Consider the following 20,378-nt stretch of genomic DNA (forward strand, 5'->3'; position numbering starts at 1 on the left):
ATTAATTCAGGACTTTTTTTTATTTGCAAGTATTATAAATACAAGAGTTTTCATATATTACAATGTAAAAAAGGGTATAATAAATTGACAGAAGCAGACACTAAAAGTGGCTGCCTTGTGTTGGTATAGAAAGTAGATAACTAAAAGTATAATAGAATGGCATGATTTTGCTTTATGTAAAATAAAAAGATATAAGAAGAAAGGAGAGGAGAAAGGATGACAGAGACAAAGAGAGTAATAGAAACAGGATGGAACTTAGACAACAGTTATGCTCGTCTACCAGAATCATTTTTCAACATAATAAAACCAAACCCAGTATGCTTACCGAAGTTGATCATTCTCAATTATTCCTTGGCAACATCTCTTGGTCTTAACGTCCAGGCGTTGCAAAACAATGATGGCATAGCGGTGCTTGCTGGTAACCAGGTTCCAAAAGGAACGGTGCCTCTTGCCCAGGCTTACGCAGGGCATCAATTCGGGCACTTTACTATGCTGGGTGATGGCAGGGCTATGCTTATTGGCGAACAGATCACGCCTTTAGGTGAAAGATTTGATATTCAGCTCAAGGGTTCAGGTAAAACGCCATACTCCCGAGGTGGAGATGGTCGAGCATCACTTGGACCGATGCTACGCGAATACATTATTAGCGAAGCAATGCATGCGATTGGTATTGACACCACCCGCAGCCTAGCAGTGGTGACAACCGGTGAATTAGTAATACGAGAAACCGAGCAACTTGGTGCAATTATGACTCGCGTGGCTACCAGTCATATAAGAGTCGGCACCTTTCAATATGTTTCAAAATGGGGTACAGCTCTGGATCTTCGGGCCATTGCTGATTACACATTGCAAAGACATTTTCCAGAGGGTGATGCGGGTGGGAACCAATATCTTTTCCTACTTCGGGAAGTAATTAAGCGTCAAGCCTCGCTGATTGCCAAATGGCAACTGGTTGGCTTTATTCACGGGGTGATGAACACGGACAACATGGCCATTAGTGGAGAAACTATTGATTATGGTCCTTGTGCCTTCATGGATGCCTATGACCCAGAAACGGTATTCAGTTCCATCGACATTCAAGGCCGATATGCCTATGGCAATCAGCCTAATATTGCAGAGTGGAATCTTGCGCGATTTGCTGAAACCCTGTTGCCACTGCTACATGTTAATCAGGAGCAGGCTATCAAAATAGCTCAGGAAGCAATTTCGGATTTTACTGAGTTGTATCACTGCAATTGGATCACGGGAATGAGAGCAAAACTGGGAATATTTAATGAGGAGTTGCAGGATGAAGTCCTTATTGAAGGCCTCCTTAGTTTGATGCAGAAGTATCATTCTGACTATACCAATACCTTCCTCTCATTAACTTTTGATACACGGGGGGATACGGCCCTATTTGGCAGCATAGAATTTGCTAATTGGTATGAGTTGTGGCAAGCGAGACTAGGGAGACAGAAAGAACAGAAAGACTCCTCCAATCAGTTGATGCGGAGTTCAAATCCAGCTCTAATCCCTCGTAACCACCAGGTAGAAGCTGCACTAGAAGCTGCAGTGAAACAAGGAGATTATAGCGTGATGGAGCATCTTTTAGATGTTCTGAAAGACCCCTATGCGCACTCCACAAAGCAGATTGATTACTCTACACTGCCTGCGATATCAACCCGTCCTTATCGAACATTTTGCGGTACTTAATATATAAGCATTAGAGCAGCTAGCTGACCAAGAAGAAAATTATAATAAATGTTTACACAAAAGGGGGATACGGGTGTGAAGTATACCGAATATGGAAAAACTGAAAAAAAGGTTTCTGTAGTGGGATTTGGAGGCTTAAGATTTGACTTAAGTAAAAGTAATGAAGAAAATGCAGAATTAATTAAATATGCCTATAGTAAAGGAATAAACTATTTTGATACAGCTCCTGGATATTGTGATGATAGAAGCGAGGATATATTTGGTGTTGCTTTTAGAGAAATGATAAAAGAAGGAAAATTAGATTTTATTGTTTCTACTAAGGGAAAACCTAAGGTGTATGATACTGCAGAAAAGGCAGTTAATGCTGTAAAGACCTCTTTAAAGAGATTAGGAGTTCCTAAAATTCATTTTTATCATGTTTGGTGTATAAGAAAGATGGAACACTATGAATTGTGTATGAAAAGTGGAGGTCAATACGAGGGATTACTTAAATGTAAAGAAGAGGGTTTGATAGATCATATTGTTTTTTCCTCCCATCAACCAGGTGAAGAAGTAATAAAGGTGCTAGATGAAAATAAGTTTGAAGGAGTTACCATGGGAATTAATTTACTGAACTTCCCGTATAGATGGAAGGGAGTAACTCATGCTTATAAAAATGAGTATGGTGTTGTAGCAATGAATCCTTTAAGTGGGGGTTCTATTCCCAGGCATGAAAAAGAATTAGCTTTTTTAACAAAAGAGGTCGAAACAGCCACACAATTAGCATTGAGATTTAATATATCTAGTCCTGAGATTACTATAACTTTAGTTGGCTTTGGAAGCAAGCACGATATTGATGAAGCTTGCAGGATAGCCGATGAAGCAAAGCCTTTTACAAAAGGAGATATTAATAAGCTGAAAAATGTATTAGGCGAAAATATGAATGAGATTTGTACAGGCTGCGGATATTGTAAAGTTTGTCCAAAAGGAATTAATATACCAGGATACATGTTGTTTTACAATGAAAAACAAATGTTTAAGAAAAGTGATGAAGAAATGATTAAGTCTGTTTATGGCTTAGAATATTGGAATTACTCTATGAGTAATAAGAAATTTGCGAATGAATGCGTTAAGTGTGGCAAGTGTGAAGAAGAATGCACCCAACACCTTCCTATAATAGATAGGTTAAAACAAATTGCGGAATGGGAAGAAAAAGGAACTAATGATGTAACTGTATAAGGTACCTATCAAAATTTGTAAAGTCAATTAAAGATCATAAAATATAAAAAGTTAAGTTTGGTAAAAAGGTATATATGGATAGTTCGTCTAATGCTAGGAGTAATTATTTCATCTTGGCTTAGATAATGGACTGGAAGGCAGCTTCTATAAGTAGAAGCTGCCTTTTAGTTTACAAATTTTACGCTTTATTATCCTAATTAGAACATAAATGCTTATTATAAACTCATATGTAAAAATATATACAATGAACTATTATTATGGTATTATAATAGAAATTAGATTAACAAAAAATTAACTTATTTATTATTTGTGACCAATCGTTTTTTATGAAAGTTTAGGGGGTATAATAATGTTTTTATTTGAATCTATTCCTTTGTATTCATGGTTAGTTTGGATATGTATTTTAGCAGGTCTTATGATTTTTAATGAAATAACCCGCTATAACATGCAAACGGGTATTGCCTTTTTTATTGTATTACCTATTTTACTTACAATTTTTATTTGGCCAAAAACGTCCGGGATAGGAACAGGATCTCAAACAGCTAACTGGTTTGCATGGGCCAAAGTTTATTCTGCATTAATAGGATGTTATATTGGTTTGGGAATGCGTTTTTCTAAAAAAATGCAAAGTAAAAAATGGTGTTACATATTGCCACCTGCAATTCTTGCAATTAATATATTGGAAGCAGTTGTTCGTGAATTTCAAGTAATGGGTATGAATGGCGTCATAGACGATATGTTCTTCAAGGGTGGACCATGGAATGCTATGAATGCAACAGCAGGTATTATTAATATGTTAGCTCTCTGCGGTTGGTTTGGTATTGTTATAAGTAAGGACAAGCATCATGATTTAGTATGGCCTGATATGATGTGGTTCTGGATTATAGCTTATGATCTTTGGAACTTTGCTTATGTTTACAACTGCGTAACAGACCGTGCATTTTATAGTGCAGCATTGCTTATATCCTGTACAATCCCTGCATTTCTAATCAAAAAAGGTGCTTGGGCGCAACATAGAGTTCATACATTAGCACTTTACATGATGCTTATGTTAACAATTCCAAACTTCTTTGTTAATGGTAAATATGCAGTAGCTTCAACACACAGCTCAACCGCTTATTATACAGTAAGTATTATAGCTTTAGTATTTAATGTTGGAGTTGCCATTTATCAAATTAGAACAATTGTTAAAAATAAGAAGAATCCTCTTAAAGATGAGTTGTATACAAATCATAAAGACTATCAAGCTATTAGGAATGTAAATATTTAATATATGTTGTTAAAAGTGGCTATAAATCATGTAGTCACTTTCAATATTTTTTGAATATTTATAAAAAAAATTTAGAGGTAACAGAAATTGAGTGCGTTGGCAGATTATTTATGTTTGTTGTTGTTTGAAGTATTTTCCAAGTCACAGTTACCTTAGTGTAGTGAAAATTAGAAAGGAGCACATATAATGAAAATATATATCGCAGCCCCATTGTTTAATGAAATGGAGCTAAAACGAAATCAAGAGGTATCAAGTATTATTGAAGAATTAGGGTTTGATACATATTTACCTCAACGAGAAGGTGGAAATGTAGCGAAACTAATAGAAAATGCTACTGCTGAAGAAGCAGTGGTTATTGAAAAAAAAGTTTTTCTAACGGATATAAATGCTATGAATGAATGTGATATGATTATATTTTTAATGGATGGTGTTTCCCTTGATGATGGTTCATGTTTCGCATTGGGATATATGTACGCTAAAGGAAAGAGGACTATAGGATATAAAACTGATATTAGAAATTTTGCAAATGGAAAGGACAACTTAATGATTCAGCAATGCTTGGAAATAATACTAAATAATAGGCTGGAGTTGAAAAAATACTTTGATAAACTCAAGGGATAGTATATATGATATAATGGTTAACGCTTAAACTGTAGTAAATTTATAATTCTTCAATTTTAGTTTCTAGTTCAACCCTACCATAAGGTATTTTAAGGCTCTTAATACTAAGTTCAACAGCTCTTATAACATCCATAAGGTTAAAATCTTCATAAGAATAAGGTTTATAAATTGCGGATTCTGGAATGCACTCAAAGTTGCATTTTTTGCTACATTAAGGGGAAGAGCTAAGCTGCTCTAGCATAAATAAAATACTTGACAATTCCTTCCTACAAGTGTAGTCTATACTTAAAGACTACACTTGTAGGAAGGCGGTTGTTATATGAATGAAATAAACTTAAATATATCAGATGCGGAGTGGATTGTTATAAAAATATTGTGGGAAAAGTCTCCACTGACATCTACCGACATAATTGAGGCTTTAAGTCCTCAAACCAATTGGAGTCCTAAAACTATTCATTCATTAATTAGTAGATTAGTTAAGAAAGGAGCTGTAGGTGTTAATAAGGACTGTTCTCAGTTTCAATTTTTTCCTCTTGTAGAAAAAAAAGATTGTGTAATGAAAGAGACTAGATCATTTATTAAAAAGGTTTATGACGGCTCACTTAAGCTTATGGTAACTAATTTTATTAAGGATGAAAAACTATCTAAGGATGAAATTGAGGACTTACAAAGGTTACTTAATGAAAAGATGAAGAAGAAATGAAAGGTAGGTAAAAGCTAATGAATTGGGCCAACTTGTTTGAACAAATTATATTACTATCTATAATGGGCAGTATAGTATCAATAGCTATACTGGTTATAAAAGCTGTTTTTAGACAAAAGCTCAGTGCAAAGGTTCATTACTATATTTGGTTTTTGCTTGTACTCAAAATTATAATACCACTGAACATTCAAAGTCACTTAAATCCATTTAATTTTATTAATGGTGAATCACAAAGATACGATGTATATTCAATAGTAAAGCAAAATCTTGCAAGAAGTACAACTTTAAATATAAATAATAATGCTAATATTAATAAAATACAAGAAAGCAGTGTAGTTAAGGCTAATTTTGAAAATACCAGGGTGGTAGATAATAATAGACTGGGATTTAATTATAAAACTGGAGCTTTAATTTGGTTGATTGGAGCTTTATCAATTCTATTATATATAATCATTGTAAATATAATGTTATGGATTAGTATAAAGAAAAGTCCTCGTTGTGAAAGAACGGGTATAGATAAAATATTACAAGTAGCTAAATTAAGACTAAAAGTAAATTCTAAAATATCTGTTATTTATGAAAAGCATCTAAAATCACCTGCGGTTTATGGAATTATAAGGCCTAAAATATTAATTTCAGAAAATATCATTAATAGATTAACCCCAGAAGAACTTAAATTTGTGTTTTTACATGAGGTAACTCATATAAAAAGGAAAGACTTAGTAATAAATGTAATTATAATGCTTCTTCAAGTTATTTATTGGTTTAATCCACTAATTTGCTATTCACTTTATCAATTTAAGCAGGATTGTGAAGTAGCTTGCGACGCAACAGCACTTACGGTTCTAAGTTCTAAGGAGGTTATAGAATATGGGCAGACTATTATAAATATGCTTAAAATACTTTCGAAATCCGATTTGGCTATGGGTACTCTTGGTTTTTCTAATAAATTTAGTAAAAGGAGAATAACTATGATAACATTATTTAGTAAAAAATCTATAACATGGACTATAGTAGCTTTGTCTTTGGTCCTAATGGTAGGGTGTTCAAGTATAACTAAACCATCAAATGATAATAAAGGTAAGGAAGAAGTTACAACTATATCTAATGGTAAGTCAGATGTAGAGGGGAATACGGCTTCTTCAAATAATGATGCTCAAAAAGCTAAAGATGACAATACTAGTGCTGAGAGTATTATAACTGAGTATATTAACACATATTACACAATAACAAAAGAGGACATAGAATTGTACAAAAAAATAGTAGGTGGTAGTAAAGATATAAATGAACTTATAAGTGATACTAATAAGGCTGATAAAAAGTTTGAAAATTTAATGACTGATACCGCATATGCAGCCATTATAACTGATAGAATGTCTTATTTAAGATGTAAAGAAGCAAATGAAAACAACTATTATGTAGCTGTAAAAAGTATAAAACTTGAAAAATATTATGAGGAGACGCAGACCAAAGTATATTATTATTATTATGATGTAGAATTAACACAAAGGGCTATATCGGGAAATAAAGCAAAGAATATTAAGGATAGAAAGCAAATAGCTGTATCTAAGGTTAAAGGTAATTGGAAAGTTAGTATGGCATATACCTATGGTTATTAAAAGAAAACCTTTAATGAATTTTCTATTTACGATATAATCTCCTAGTTTTTATTATGATCTCTGAGGTCATAGTAAAAACTAGGAGTTTATACTTTCTAGCTAAAAAAAGCATAAAAAATATCTAATATTATAGATAAGTGACTTCTAATGGATTTCTATCCACTAATCTCTTATAGCTATACTTAGGATATCCAACCATAACAGCAGCTGTTATAGTTTTTCCCTCAGGAATATTAAATAACTTAAGAAGTGGTGAACCCTTAAGGGATGCACAATACTCAAAATATCCAGCCCAACAAGTTCCAAGTCCTAGTGAAGGCGCAAATAATTCTAGATAAGTCAAAGAAGAAATAGAATTACCTCTTCCATTGGAAAAGTCTTCGTCTGCAGTAGTCATAATTAAGTTTGGGGCACCACGTAAAATTGGGTCAACTCCGGTTTCTCTGTAAACACTAATTAGTCCTTTGTATGAGGCATTTAATGGGGAGTTTTCCAACATTTCAATTATAAGTTCAACAGCTTTTTTAACTAATTGCTTGTCCTCAACCACCACAAATGATATACCTTGACGATTACTTCCTGTAGGTGCGAGTCTTGCAATATCAACTAATTTTGTTAATTTCTCTCGTGATACAGACTTGTCTTGATAATTTCTTATAGAACGACGTGACCTTAGAAAATGCTCCGCCTGCTCTGCATTTAGTTTAGGAAACTCTTTCCCATCCACTTGATTTGAAAGAGGTGTTTTTTTATTATCTATAGCTCCACTAGGGCATATAGCAACGCAATGTCCACAGGCAATACAGGTAGTATTTGCTACTTCTTCTGGAACATTTTCTCCCATTTTTAGAACAAATGCTGGACATGCATTAATACATTGTTCGCATTTAATACATTTTTCTTCATTTACAGTTATAAAATCCATTTTTTAATCTCCTTGTTTGAATTTATTATTCCTAACTTTCTTATCGTTGTCTATGTATGATTTTAACACAGTGTATTTAAATTGTAAGTACGCACTTTTTTATCACATAGGAACAAAAATAACACCGCAAACTTTTTCTTTTGCAATTGAGTAGAAAAATAAGGAGCAATGAAAAAAGGCATAGTAAGTTGACAAATTTAATATATTGTTATACACTAAATAATATAATTTTATAAGACCTCACTTTTATATGTGGGGTAGAGGCGCGACATTTAACAGTCTTTAGTGGAGTTTGAGAAGCATTGATACTAAAGAGAAGGAAAGGTCGCCGAAGCAAATATAATCTCAATATTATTTGCTGGGTCTGCAGTTAAGAGCTGCAGGACTGTCTCAATAAACTTCCCGGTTTATTGAGTTGTGCTATCTCATTTGGGAAAAGAAGAGGTTTAGGGACAACTATGCATGTTGAGACCTGAGTTTATCTCAGGTCTTTTTTTGTTTGGGAAAATTCCTAAGAGGATTAAATAGTGCCACCGACATTTAAGGGTGGCATTTTTAATTTAAATATATTATATGAATTTAGTACAAAAGAAGGGAGAAGTAGTTATGAAAAAGAAATTATCATTATTAATAGTAGCATCTCTATCAGTAGTTATGCTTTTAACAGGATGTGGGTCAAGCAGTAATTCAAAAGAGGCAAAAGCAGAAGAGGCAGGTGGAACATTTAAAGTAGGTCTTGAAGCTGGATATGCACCATTTAACTGGACTCAAATGGATGCTTCTAATGGTGGTGTTAAAATTGAAGGCGGCTCAGAATATGCAGGCGGATATGATGTAGAAATCGCTAAAAAGATTGCTAAAGATTTAGGAAAAGAATTGGTTATTACTAAAACTGAATGGGATGGTCTTGTACCAGCATTAGCTTCGGGCAAAGTCGATGCAATTATTGCAGGTATGTCACCCACAGCAAAACGTAGAGAGGTGATTGATTTCTCAGATAACTACTATAAATCAAATTTAGTTATGCTTGTTAAAAAGGGTGGGAAACATGATGCAGCTACTTCTATTAAGGATTTTAAGGGAGCAAAAATAACTGCTCAATTAAATACATTCCACTATTCAGTAATAGATCAAATTCAAGGCGTAAACAAGGAACCAGCTATGGACAACTTTCCTGCCATGAGAGTTGCTCTTGAATCAGGAATGATTGACGGGTACGTATCAGAACGTCCTGAAGGCATTAGTTCTGAGGCTGCAAATAATAACTTTAAAATGGTAGAATTTAAAAGTGGATTTACTACAACAGACGCGGATACGTCAATTGCTGTAGGGATTGCAAAAGGTAGTGACTTAACTGTGAAAATCAATAAAACATTAGCTGGTATTTCAAAAGCAGATCGTAAAAACATTATGGATGCTGCAATAAAGAATCAACCATCAGCTAAATAGTATTTATTTATGATATAAGGAGGAGAAAAATGAGCTTTGAATGGGTAGTGAAAATCATTTCAAATAATTGGCCAATGTTCATACGTGGAGCAGGTACGACACTCTTAATTTCCATGGTTGGTACTATTATAGGTTCCATAATTGGTTTATTAATAGGGGTTGTACGTACTATTCCAATGCCTCAGCGAGGAATAAAAAGAGTCCTGCTTAAAGCTGTTAATGCTATTCTTTTTGTTTATATAGAGATATTCCGTGGAACGCCTATGATTGTACAAGCAATGGTAATTTATTACGGATCTGCTTTAGCATTTGGTATAAATATGAATAGGTTATATGCAGCAATCTTTATCGTTTCAATTAATACAGGGGCTTACATGTCAGAAATTATCCGTGGTGGTATTGTTTCTATCGATAAAGGACAATTTGAAGCAGCTCATGCTATAGGTATGAATCATATTCAAACTATGACGAACGTAATAATACCACAAGTAATTCGTAATATCTTGCCAGCAACGGGTAATGAATTTGTAATCAATATAAAAGATACATCAGTACTTAATGTAATTTCGGTAACAGAATTATATTTCCAAACAAAATCAATTTCAGGAAATAACTTCAGATATTTTGAAACATTTTTTGTTGCATGCATTTTGTATTTTATAATGACCTTCACAATAACAAGAATTTTGCGCTACATTGAAAGGAAATTAGATGGTCCGGACAATTATATTATGTATGCTAATCAAATGCAGGTAGAAACTCCGGAAGATATGATACATAGAACAAGAAATAGTGACGAGAATAAATATTAGGCGAAGGAGTAGAAGTATGGAAAAAATAATTAATATACAGCATTTAAGCAAAGCATTTGGAGCTCATGAAGTGTTAAAAGACATTGATTTTTCAGTAAATAGTGGAGAAGTAGTCTGCGTCATAGGTTCCTCTGGATCTGGAAAATCAACTCTTCTTCGGTGTGTTAATCTTTTAGAAAAACCAAGTGGTGGTGAAATCATCTATAAAGGAGAAAATATTTTAGATGATAAACATGATGTCTACGCATACCGGACAAAGCTTGGTATGGTGTTTCAACAATTCAACTTATTTAATAATCATAATGTTTTAAGCAACTGCGTGGTGGGACAAATGAAAGTGTTAAAGCGTTCCAAAGAGGAAGCAGAAAAAGTAGCTATGAAGTATTTGAAAGTGGTTGGAATGGAGCAATATGTTAACGCAAAACCAAAACAATTATCAGGTGGCCAAAAACAACGTGTGGCTATTGCTAGAGCACTTTCTATGGAACCAGATGTTATGCTCTTTGATGAACCAACATCAGCCCTTGATCCTGAGATGGTGGGAGAAGTTCTTAAAGTTATGAAGGAACTTGCGCAGTCTGGTCTTACTATGTTAATAGTAACTCATGAAATGGAATTTGCAAAAGAAGTATCTGACCGTGTAGTATTTATGGACAAAGGGGTCATAGCAGAAGAAGGAAGTCCAGCGCAAATTTTCAATAATCCAAGGGAGGAACGTACCAAGGAATTCTTAAAGCGAACATTAAAGCAGTTGTAATATAATTTGTGAATAATGATAAATATATGTATCTGTAGAAGCTTATTTCATAGAGAAATCTATGGGGTAGGCTTTATCTAATTTATTGAGATAATTAATTAGTGCTTATTGACAAAAATGTTACACTATACAAAGGGAATTGAAAATTAATGTAGAATTATAGTTTGGGGAAACTTAAAAAGCAAACTTGCTATTACTATTTAATTAAAATAAGGAAGGTGAGAAATATGTCAGGAGAGAAAATATTGATAATTGATGATGAGGTTGAACTTTCTGAGATAGTTGGTGACTTTTTAAAGGCAGAGGGTTTTGTGGTTTACAGTGCAGTTAATGGACAAGAAGGTTTATTATGCTTTAAAAGAGAAAAGCCTCAACTGGTAATATTAGATATAATGCTTCCCTTTGTTGATGGTATGGAGATTTGCAGAACTATAAGATCTATTTCGAGTGTTCCCATACTTATGCTTAGTGCAAAAAGTAGCAATACGGATAAGGTTATAAGCCTGGGGCTCGGTGCTGATGATTACATAATGAAACCTTTTGACACTATGGAACTTATAGCTAGGGTGAAGGCCCAATTAAGGAGATATACACAATTTTCAATGCCGGTAGAGGAAAGGGTGGTTCTAACCTTTGGCAGATTAGTTATAGATGATAAAGCCTATGCTGTTTATGTAAATTCAAAAGTTGTTAACTTAGCGGCAAAGGAGTTTGAGGTATTAAGTTACATGGCCCATCATCCAAGTCAAGTGTTTACACGGGAGCAACTATTTAATCAAATTTGGGGCTTTGAAGAATATGGCGACACAAATACAGTTACGGTACATATAAGGAAAATAAGAGAGAAAATAGAAGACAGCCCTTCAGAACCTGTATATATAAAAACAGTATGGGGTGTTGGATATAAATTTGATGGTGAGTGTTATGAGCGGTAATTTTAAAAAAAGTTTAAATATTTGTCTTATATTAGCACTTGTAATATTCATATTAAGTAGCAGTTTATCAATTATTTTTACTAAGGATATAGATAAGAATAGTAAAAATAGTTTTGTACTTAATGAGCAAAGAACATCAACCAGTAGCATAGTAAATTATATAGAAAATAATTATGGGGATTTACTCCAAAATAGAGAACAAGTTATACCCACTGTTTTATCTAAGGTGAAAGAAATAGAAGGGAATCTGCAAATAATTGATCTAGAAGGAAAAGTATTATTTGATTCTAAAAATATAGAGTCCAGTAAAAATAATATTTATATAGATATTAAGAGCAATATTTCCTATGATAAAAGTTTTACCCAGCAGCAACCAGGAAAGATCAAATTTACCATACCTTTAGTTATAAAGGGTAAACAAATAGGTAATAGCATTTTCGTTGTTAATTCTAAAGGGAATTTTACTCTGTCTGAAAGGTTATCAGTTTTTTATGGCTTAATACCTGTTATCATAGGATTTATATTTATAGTATTTATTGTTATTTTTCTTTACTACAAAATAACTACAGACTTTATAAGACCGTTAAAAGACTTAAAAGATGCCACGGACAGTATAGCAATAGGCAATTATGATAAAAAAATAAAGTATAGAAATAATACAGAACTGGGGCTGTTTTGTAATAATTTTGAGTTTATGCGAGATGAGCTAAAGACAGCTTTAAATAAAGCTCAAGAATTAGAAAGAAGCAGGAAAGAACTTATAGCTTGTGTTTCTCATGATCTTCGGACACCCATAGCTTCTATAAAAGCTTATGTAGATGGACTTAAAAGTGGAATAGCTGTGGACGCGGAAAAGAGGAATAAGTATATTTCTGTTATAGCTAAAAAAACTGATAGTTTAATAGATTTAATAAATGATTTATTTCAACATTCTCAAGCAGAACTGGGAGAGCTTAAGATGGTTTTTGATGAAAGCTATAGTGGAGAGTTTTTAAGTAAAACAGTACAACCTATGGTGCTGGAAGCGCAAAAAAAATCTATAGTGCTTTATATTAAAGAGCCTATTTCTAATGTGATTATTTCTGTAGATAAAATAAGAATTGAACAAGTTATAATGAATCTTATACAAAATGCTATAAAATATACGCCAGAAGGCGGAAATATATATTTTAGTACAGAGATAGAGGATAAGTATTTAAAAATAATAGTTAAAGATAGCGGCTTTGGTATATCACAAAGGGATTTGCCTTTCATATTTGAAAAGTTTTATAGAGGAGAAAAATCAAGGAGTAGAGATTTTGGAGGAGCAGGCCTGGGACTTTCTATATGTAAATATATTGTAGAGAAACATGGTGGAATTATTAATGTAGTTAGCATTGAAGATGAGGGAAGCGAGTTTTCTTTTACTATACCTATATAGGTGAAAATGGAGAGTTAATAAATTCTTAATAAATAGATAAGATTTAGCTAAGTTATGGTGTTTAGTATTAAATTATAGGATATATTAAAAATCCTATAATATATTTTTTAGGAGATAGAGTAAATGAAAAATATTATTATAAAGACAAAGGACCTATGCAAAACTTATATTAGCGATAGTGAAAGCTATCATGCAATAAAAAATATTAATTTGGAGATATATGAAGGTGATTTTACAGTTATAATGGGAAGTTCTGGCTCTGGGAAATCAACATTGTTATATCTTTTAAGTGGACTGGATTCTATAACCACAGGTGAGGTATGTTTTCAGGATTTAGTTATTAATAAACTTAAAGAAAAGTCTATGGCGAGTTTTAGAAGAAAGAGCATAGGCTTTGTATTTCAAGGAATTAATTTAGTACCAAGCTTATCTATTTTTGAAAATATAGCTATTTCAGGATATTTAGTAAATAAGGATAGAAAAAAAGTAGATGAAAGAGCAGTGGAACTTTTAAATCTGGTAGGACTTAGTGAAGAATTAAATAGAGTACCATCAAAAATATCTGGTGGAGAGCAGCAAAGGGTAGCTATAGCAAGAGCACTTATAAATCAACCAAAAGTTATTTTTGCAGATGAGCCTACCGGAGCATTAAATTCTTCTCAAGGAGAAAATATCCTAAATATATTAACAGAGTTAAATACTAAAAGGCAAAGCATAGTTATGGTTACTCATGATATAAAGGCTGCCTCTAGAGCAGATAGAGTTTTATTTATTAAAGATGGACGTGTTAGTGGTGATTTGAAATTCGATAAATTTGATGTAAGATTTAGGGAACAAAGAGAAAAGGCGTTATTTGATTTCCTTACAGAAAAGGGGTGGTAGTATGAGAAGTATATATATTATCACCCTAAATAGTATAAAAAAGAGAAAACTTCAAAGTTTCTTAATTACTTTAATAATAATGGTAAGCTGTGTAATGTTTTTTATATCTTTAGGTATACTTACAAAATCTAAAGAGCCTTTTATAAAGATGCAACAAAAACTAAATGCCTCTCAGGATGTAATTGGATATAAAGAAAGTCTTTATGATATAAATAAGTTGAAAACTTGGTGGGAAAATAATGAAGGCGTTAAGAGTGTTCAAACTTATAAAGGTTATAATTATAGTGGAAAAGCAAGTTATAATAAAAGCCCTTTTAGATATGAAGTAAGTTTTACAGAAAGAGAAGAGGGATTAGTACAAGATAAGCTTTTAATAGTAGAAGGAGATAAGAAGGAAACACCTGGTGCCGGAGAAGTATGGGTGCCAACAGGTATAGCCTACCAAGAAAATATAAAAGTAGGTGGTATATTAAAAGTAAATGTTAATAAAAAAGATATAAATTTAAAAGTTAGTGCTATTGTAGTAGATCCACAATTTAGCAGCGCTATGATTAATCCAACAAGGATGTGGATTAAAAGTGGAGAAGTGGATAAGATTTTTAAGGATGTGGATAATAATATAGGTTCTATAGGCGTTATATATAAGGATTATAGTAAAGCAGAGCAAATATGGAGTGATTTTTTAAATAGTCAAAAAGAAAAATTTAAAGGTGGTATACTTCAATATAGCTTTGTTGAGTTTATTTATACCTTTCTATCTAAGTTAATAGCTTCTATACTAATGGTATTATCTACAATAGTTTTAGCTATAACCCTGTTAGTAATAAGTTTTACTATAAAAAATTCTATATTTTCTGATTATAAAACTATAGGAGTGTTAAAAGCACAAGGTTTATCTAATACAAATATAAAAGCAATATATACTGGACAGTTTTTTATTTTATCAGTAATAGCAGTGGTTCCAAGCCTCATATTAGGAAAAATATTAATAAATGCCCTACTCTATTCATTTATAAGAGTAGTGGGTATAGTAAATATTAATGAAAGTATGATTACAGAAATAATGATAACTATTCTTTTTATAGTGGGCACCGTAACAATAACTTCTTATATAACTGCTGGAAGGGCAGCAAAAATTAAACCAGCGGAAGCAATAAGAAATGGTTCCCCATCAAAGAATTATAGGAAAAATCCTAAAATAAATATTATATATTTAAAAGCTTTGCCATTGTCTTTAATTTTAGCTATAAAACAAATTGTTACTAATAAGAAGCAATCAGTATTTATATTTATTACTTTGGTAGTTACAGTTTTTATGATAACTTTTACTATAAATATAAGACATTCACTTATTAAACTAAGTGATAATTTAGCATATTGGGGATTTGATGGCAGTGAGTATCAAGTGGTAAGAAGTGCCACCAAAGGTTCTATAAATCATGAGGAATTATTTAATGCACTAAAAAGCGATAAAAAAGTAAAAGCCGTAGTTCCTTACTACTATATTGAAGGTTCCTATACAGATGCTATAGATAGTGGAGGTATACCAGCTAAACAAATAGGCGGATTTGGTTATGATGGAGATATGGATAGCATAGGGCTGTTAAACATTAGCGGTAAAAGTCCTAAAGAAAAAAATGAGGTATCAATAGCTATAAATACTAGTAGAAGGCTTAAAAAAACTGTAGGAGATTATATTGATATGACTATAGCAGGAAAAGGAAGGACCTTTTTAATTACAGGAGTTTATCAAGCTATGATTAATGAGGCAGAAGGTTATAGGGCTCAAAAGGCTTCCATTATAGAATTGGATCCAACTTTCGACACTAAGGTTTATTCAGTGGTATTTAAAGAGAAGTCCAACAATAGTGAATTTATAAAAGAATTTACTAATAGATATAATGATATAAGCATTGAAAAAACTAAAGACCGTAACGGGAAAATATTCAATGATATCGGCAAAAATATTAGTGTGCCAATACTTATGGTAGGTGTAATTTTTATAATAATTAGCTTTATAAATATTTTCAATATTGTATTAATAAATATATACGAGGAAAGAAAAAACTATGGTATTTATAAAGCCTTAGGCTTTACAATAAAACAAATAAGACTATCTATAATAAATAGAATTATGACACTCACAGCACTGGCAACTTTGATAGGGATAATTTTAGGCTTTACTGCAGGACCTAAAATGATTGAACTAGCTTTATCAAAACAAGGTTTAGTAGAGTTCCCATTTTTAATTACTACAAAAACCACTGTTTTTGGTATTCTATTGTTTATAATAATAGTATTTGCTGCGGTATGGTTTCCTACTAGTAAATTGTTAAGTATAAATCTTAGAGAGCTTATAGAAGAGTAGAGAAATCAATTAAAAAATTCTATTAATAAATAAATTGTGTTTAATTTATTCATGACCCCAAGGATATTTATGAGCGTGGGAATTTGATAATCGGCATAAAAAACTAATTGATAATAATTATTAAACAATATATAATGAAGTTATCAATAATTAAATATGGCGATAAAGTTGCAGATCTTAAAAAACTTCAAAAGATCATACAGCTTTGAACATATTATAAAGTGGGCGCTAAAAGCTAGAAAACACTTGAAAGGAGCAATACTATGAGAAACATAATAGAAGTTCGGGATTTCGTTAAGAAATATGATAAATTTACAGCAGTGGACAATGTGACCTTTGAGGTAGAAGAGGGAAGCATTTTCGCATTTTTAGGCCCAAATGGAGCAGGTAAAAGCACAACCATTAATACATTGTGTACCATCTTCGATAAGACCTCAGGAACCCTAATCATTGACGGAAAAGACATTTCCCATGAAAAGGATGCTGTTAGAAGTGTTATTGGGGTTGTTTTTCAGGAACCTACATTGGATAATAAAATGACCGTTCTTGAAAATTTAATTATGCATTGTCATTTTTATGCTATCCCCAAAAGTGAAGTCAATGAGCGTATCCAATTTGTTTTAGATTTAGTGGATTTACTAGACTGGAAAAAAGCAATGGTAAGTAGTCTGTCCGGCGGTATGAAACGGCGTGTGGAAATAGCCAGAGCGCTGCTGCACTACCCAAAGGTATTATTCTTAGATGAGCCAACCACAGGTCTTGACCCTCAAACAAGGGCTCACATGTGGGATTATATTGTAAAGCTGCAAAAGGAGAAGAATATTACCATTTTTCTTACAACACATTACATGGAGGAGGCAGAGATTTGCAGCAAAGTTGCAATTATGGATGCGGGGAAAATCGTTGCCATAGACACTCCATATCATTTGAAACAGCAATATACCAAGGATAGAGCAAATATTACAACACTTGACGAGCAAGGGCTGGAGGTACTGCTAGACAAGGCTGGTTTTATTTATAAGAAAAAATCCGGATATTATTCAATTGAAGTTAATAGTTTACCCAAATTGATGGACATAATAAGTGAGCAGAAAGAGTCCATAACAGATTTGGAAATTAAAAAAGGTACATTGAATGATGTATTCTTAGAAATTACCGGAAAAGATATAAGGAAGTGAGGAATTTATGGATATTATAATAGCTTTATGGTTTAGAAATATTAAAATTTTTGCTCGAAATCGTGTTCAGCTTATTTTCACAATTATCATGCCATTCTTCTTTTTATATGTGTTTAGTTCGATATTTAAAAATGACAATATTCAAAATCCAGTAAACTATATGCTGGCAGGTATTGTTATAACAACGGTCTTCCAAACCTCCCTTACCGTTGCCACAAGTACAATTGAAGATATTGTTTCGGGATTTATGAAGGAAGTATTGGTAAGCCCAGTTAAACGAATCCAGATTGCTGCCGGTCAGCTATTATCAGCAGCAACAATAGCAACCATGCAGGGCATTATTATTCTAATCATTGGTTATTTTATAGGACTTAAATTCACATCCTGGATCACACCATTTGCGGTAATCGGTGTGATGATTATGGTTGGTCTTGTATTTTCGGGACTTGGATTGTTTTTAGCGACTCTGGTTAAGAATTCACAAACATTTCAAGTTGTAATAACGGCGATTACAATGCCACTTACATTTCTTTGTGGTGCATATATCCCGCTTTCAATGTTACCAAAAGTATTGCAATATATTGCTTATCTCAATCCCATGACATATACAACAGCGTTTTTTAGAACCATCATACTGGAAAAGACATCTTTAACAACGAATCAATTGGTGGCGGAACAGCTTGCTTTTAAAGTAGGAAGTTTTGTAATTACCCCTCCTATAAGCATGGCGATTGTAATCATCTTCGGATTGGTATTTTTATTATTATCAACTTATGTTTTCTCAAGGGTGGATTTTTCAAGAATTAATCGCTCAAAAAGTAAAGAAGGGGATATATGGAGTTAAAATATATGACAAATAGTTCTTCAGGACCATTGGAAATAAGAGCTTGATGGTAACTTGCAGTATGGAATTTAGATATAAAAGTGGGGGATAGTGTAATGAGTTTTTATGGAATAATTATCGGAATTATATCATTTTCAATAATTGGTATTTTTCACCCAATTGTTATTAAAGGAGAATATTATTTTGGTAAGAAAATTTGGCCTATATTTTTATTTTCAGGAATCATTTTTATCATAATTTCTATTTATTTAAAGAATGAAATATTATCAGCATTCATGGGTGTTTTAGGATTTTCTTGTCTGTGGAGTATTCATGAACTTATTGAGCAGGAACAGAGAGTAAAAAAAGGATGGTTTCCATTAAATCAAAGCAGGAAAATAAACTCTAAAAGGTAGGGTAAGCAGTAATGCTATATTGAGATAAGTATCAATGGGGTTGGGCTTTTAATTTTTGCTAAATTGCACATTTGATGCAGATTGATAATTATAAACTTAAGCAAATTATTATCCGCTCCAAATTAAAGGAGGGTTTTTTTATGTTATTAATATACTTGATGGAGAAGCTGAAGGCTGGGGTAGAAGAGCTGTAAGCTATAGTGTGGTACTAGTTGTAGTAAGGAGGTAGTTAAAATTTGAACTTAAATAAAGTAATAAATTTAGAAAAATGGGTTGGATTACAAGAACTTCTTGCAATATCCACTAAGCTCGCAATGATAACTGTTGACTATAAAGGTAATCCAGTTACGAGGCATAGTGGGTGTAATAGATTCTGCAAATCAGTAAGATCGAATCCGGAACTTGAAAAATATTGTCAAAAATGTGATTCCAGAGGTGGATTAGAAGCAGTTCGTTTAAATAGTGCATATATATATTTATGTCATTTTAATATAGTAGAGATAGCTATTCCAATAATAATTGATGGTAAATATATTGGAGCAATTATGGCAGGTCAAGTAAAGATATCAGATAATAATGCTTTAGATATATTAGAACAAATGGTAGTAATTCCAAAAAAATCTATGGCTAAAAATGTTTTAGAGGATTTGAAGGAGTATTATGAAGAGCTGCCTGTTTTATCCTACGCGCAAGTAAAGGAAATTGCAAATATGTTATTTTCTTTATGTAACTATGTAGTAGAAGAAGCACTAGATAAAAACTTGATTTCAGAAATGTATAAAAAAACTATAAAAAAGGAGTTCGAAATAGATTCAGATACACTTGTAGGATACACAATAAAAAATATGGAACATGGAAAAAAAGAAATTTCTAATGCTCTATTAAATGCTTATATTGGAGAAAAGACTTATAGTAATGATGTTGAGATTACAGTAAGTGATACTTTAAAACCAGCAATAGATTACATTTATAAAAATAAAAGCGAAAATGTTACAATAGAAAAAATGTCTGAGGTTTGCCATATTAGCTCAAGTTATTTTAGTAGGTTATTTGCAAAAGAAATAGGCGAAAATTTTTCTAACTTTTCATCAAGATTAAAGGTTGAATGGGCCAAAAGTATATTAGAGGAAAAAAATATGAGTATTAATGAAATTAGTGATGAACTTGGGTTTAGCGAAACGGGATATTTTATAAAAGTATTTAAAAAGTATGAAGGTTTAACACCAGCTATTTATAGAAAATATTTTAAGGGGAATTAGATGTATGGAGATGATTTATTCTATTTTCAAA

18 protein-coding genes and 1 riboswitch are annotated in these 20,378 nt (G+C 32.4%); of the genes, 17 read left to right on the top strand and 1 reads right to left on the bottom strand.

What is annotated here, in order from left to right; genetic code table 11:
• Window positions 1-216: 216 nt before the first annotated feature.
• The 6 genes from ACREV6_RS17315 (at window position 217) to ACREV6_RS17340 (ending at window position 7,123) form a co-directional block, all read left to right on the top strand.
• Window positions 217-1,692 carry a protein adenylyltransferase SelO gene (locus ACREV6_RS17315; RefSeq protein ID WP_431579289.1) on the top strand — a complete coding sequence of 492 codons (1,476 nt, stop codon included), beginning with the start codon at window positions 217-219 and terminating at the stop codon, window positions 1,690-1,692.
• 75 nt (window positions 1,693-1,767) lie between these two features.
• A complete protein-coding gene (locus tag ACREV6_RS17320; RefSeq protein ID WP_431579290.1) occupies window positions 1,768-2,910 on the top strand; it encodes an aldo/keto reductase in 1,143 nt (380 codons plus the stop codon).
• Between the two features lie 349 nt (window positions 2,911-3,259).
• Entirely contained in the window at window positions 3,260-4,180 is a 921-nt protein-coding gene (locus ACREV6_RS17325) for a DUF5692 family protein (protein WP_431579291.1), read from the top strand.
• Between the two features lie 186 nt (window positions 4,181-4,366).
• On the top strand, window positions 4,367-4,801 hold the full coding sequence (locus tag ACREV6_RS17330; RefSeq protein ID WP_431579292.1) for a nucleoside 2-deoxyribosyltransferase: 435 nt from the start codon (window positions 4,367-4,369) through the stop codon (window positions 4,799-4,801).
• Between the two features lie 319 nt (window positions 4,802-5,120).
• Window positions 5,121-5,504, top strand: a complete 384-nt coding sequence (locus ACREV6_RS17335; RefSeq protein WP_431579293.1) for a BlaI/MecI/CopY family transcriptional regulator — start codon at window positions 5,121-5,123, stop codon at window positions 5,502-5,504.
• A 17-nt stretch (window positions 5,505-5,521) separates the two neighbouring features.
• A complete protein-coding gene (locus ACREV6_RS17340; RefSeq protein ID WP_431579294.1) occupies window positions 5,522-7,123 on the top strand; it encodes a M56 family metallopeptidase in 1,602 nt (533 codons plus the stop codon).
• A 127-nt stretch (window positions 7,124-7,250) separates the two neighbouring features.
• Here the strand turns inward: ACREV6_RS17340 and ACREV6_RS17345 are convergent, their stop codons facing one another.
• On the bottom strand, window positions 7,251-8,048 hold the full coding sequence (locus ACREV6_RS17345; RefSeq protein WP_431579295.1) for a nitroreductase family protein: 798 nt from the start codon (window positions 8,046-8,048) through the stop codon (window positions 7,251-7,253).
• 250 nt (window positions 8,049-8,298) lie between these two features.
• A riboswitch (Lysine riboswitch) is annotated at window positions 8,299-8,479 on the top strand.
• 175 nt (window positions 8,480-8,654) lie between these two features.
• Between ACREV6_RS17345 and ACREV6_RS17350 the strand changes: the two genes are divergently transcribed.
• From ACREV6_RS17350 to ACREV6_RS17400, 11 genes are all read left to right on the top strand, one after another.
• Window positions 8,655-9,497 carry a transporter substrate-binding domain-containing protein gene (locus ACREV6_RS17350; protein ID WP_431579296.1) on the top strand — a complete coding sequence of 281 codons (843 nt, stop codon included), beginning with the start codon at window positions 8,655-8,657 and terminating at the stop codon, window positions 9,495-9,497.
• A gap of 29 nt (window positions 9,498-9,526) precedes the next feature.
• Window positions 9,527-10,309: an amino acid ABC transporter permease gene (locus ACREV6_RS17355; protein WP_431579297.1), complete on the top strand. Its 783-nt coding sequence runs from the start codon at window positions 9,527-9,529 to the stop codon at window positions 10,307-10,309.
• A gap of 16 nt (window positions 10,310-10,325) precedes the next feature.
• The gene (locus ACREV6_RS17360; RefSeq protein ID WP_431579298.1) at window positions 10,326-11,066 is read left to right on the top strand and encodes an amino acid ABC transporter ATP-binding protein; all 741 of its coding nucleotides are present in this window, start codon (window positions 10,326-10,328) and stop codon (window positions 11,064-11,066) included.
• A 227-nt stretch (window positions 11,067-11,293) separates the two neighbouring features.
• A complete protein-coding gene (locus tag ACREV6_RS17365; RefSeq protein WP_431579299.1) occupies window positions 11,294-12,001 on the top strand; it encodes a winged helix-turn-helix domain-containing protein in 708 nt (235 codons plus the stop codon).
• Window positions 11,991-13,421: a HAMP domain-containing sensor histidine kinase gene (locus ACREV6_RS17370; RefSeq protein WP_431579300.1), complete on the top strand. Its 1,431-nt coding sequence runs from the start codon at window positions 11,991-11,993 to the stop codon at window positions 13,419-13,421. Before ACREV6_RS17365 ends, ACREV6_RS17370 begins: the two co-directional genes overlap by 11 nt.
• A gap of 123 nt (window positions 13,422-13,544) precedes the next feature.
• On the top strand, window positions 13,545-14,303 hold the full coding sequence (locus ACREV6_RS17375) for an ABC transporter ATP-binding protein (RefSeq protein WP_431579301.1): 759 nt from the start codon (window positions 13,545-13,547) through the stop codon (window positions 14,301-14,303).
• Between the two features lies 1 nt (window position 14,304).
• Complete coding sequence (locus ACREV6_RS17380) at window positions 14,305-16,671, top strand: ABC transporter permease (protein ID WP_431579302.1); 2,367 nt, start codon at window positions 14,305-14,307, stop codon at window positions 16,669-16,671.
• Between the two features lie 263 nt (window positions 16,672-16,934).
• The gene (locus tag ACREV6_RS17385) at window positions 16,935-17,849 is read left to right on the top strand and encodes an ABC transporter ATP-binding protein (RefSeq protein ID WP_431579303.1); all 915 of its coding nucleotides are present in this window, start codon (window positions 16,935-16,937) and stop codon (window positions 17,847-17,849) included.
• A 7-nt stretch (window positions 17,850-17,856) separates the two neighbouring features.
• Window positions 17,857-18,693, top strand: coding sequence for an ABC transporter permease (locus tag ACREV6_RS17390; RefSeq protein ID WP_431579304.1), 837 nt, complete (start codon window positions 17,857-17,859; stop codon window positions 18,691-18,693).
• A 95-nt stretch (window positions 18,694-18,788) separates the two neighbouring features.
• On the top strand, window positions 18,789-19,088 hold the full coding sequence (locus ACREV6_RS17395) for a DUF4491 family protein (protein ID WP_431579305.1): 300 nt from the start codon (window positions 18,789-18,791) through the stop codon (window positions 19,086-19,088).
• 236 nt (window positions 19,089-19,324) lie between these two features.
• A complete protein-coding gene (locus ACREV6_RS17400; RefSeq protein WP_431579306.1) occupies window positions 19,325-20,347 on the top strand; it encodes a PocR ligand-binding domain-containing protein in 1,023 nt (340 codons plus the stop codon).
• Window positions 20,348-20,378 lie beyond the last annotated feature (31 nt).

This window comes from Clostridium sp. (genome assembly GCF_050717515.1).
Lineage (GTDB): Bacteria > Bacillota > Clostridia > Clostridiales > Clostridiaceae > Clostridium_AD.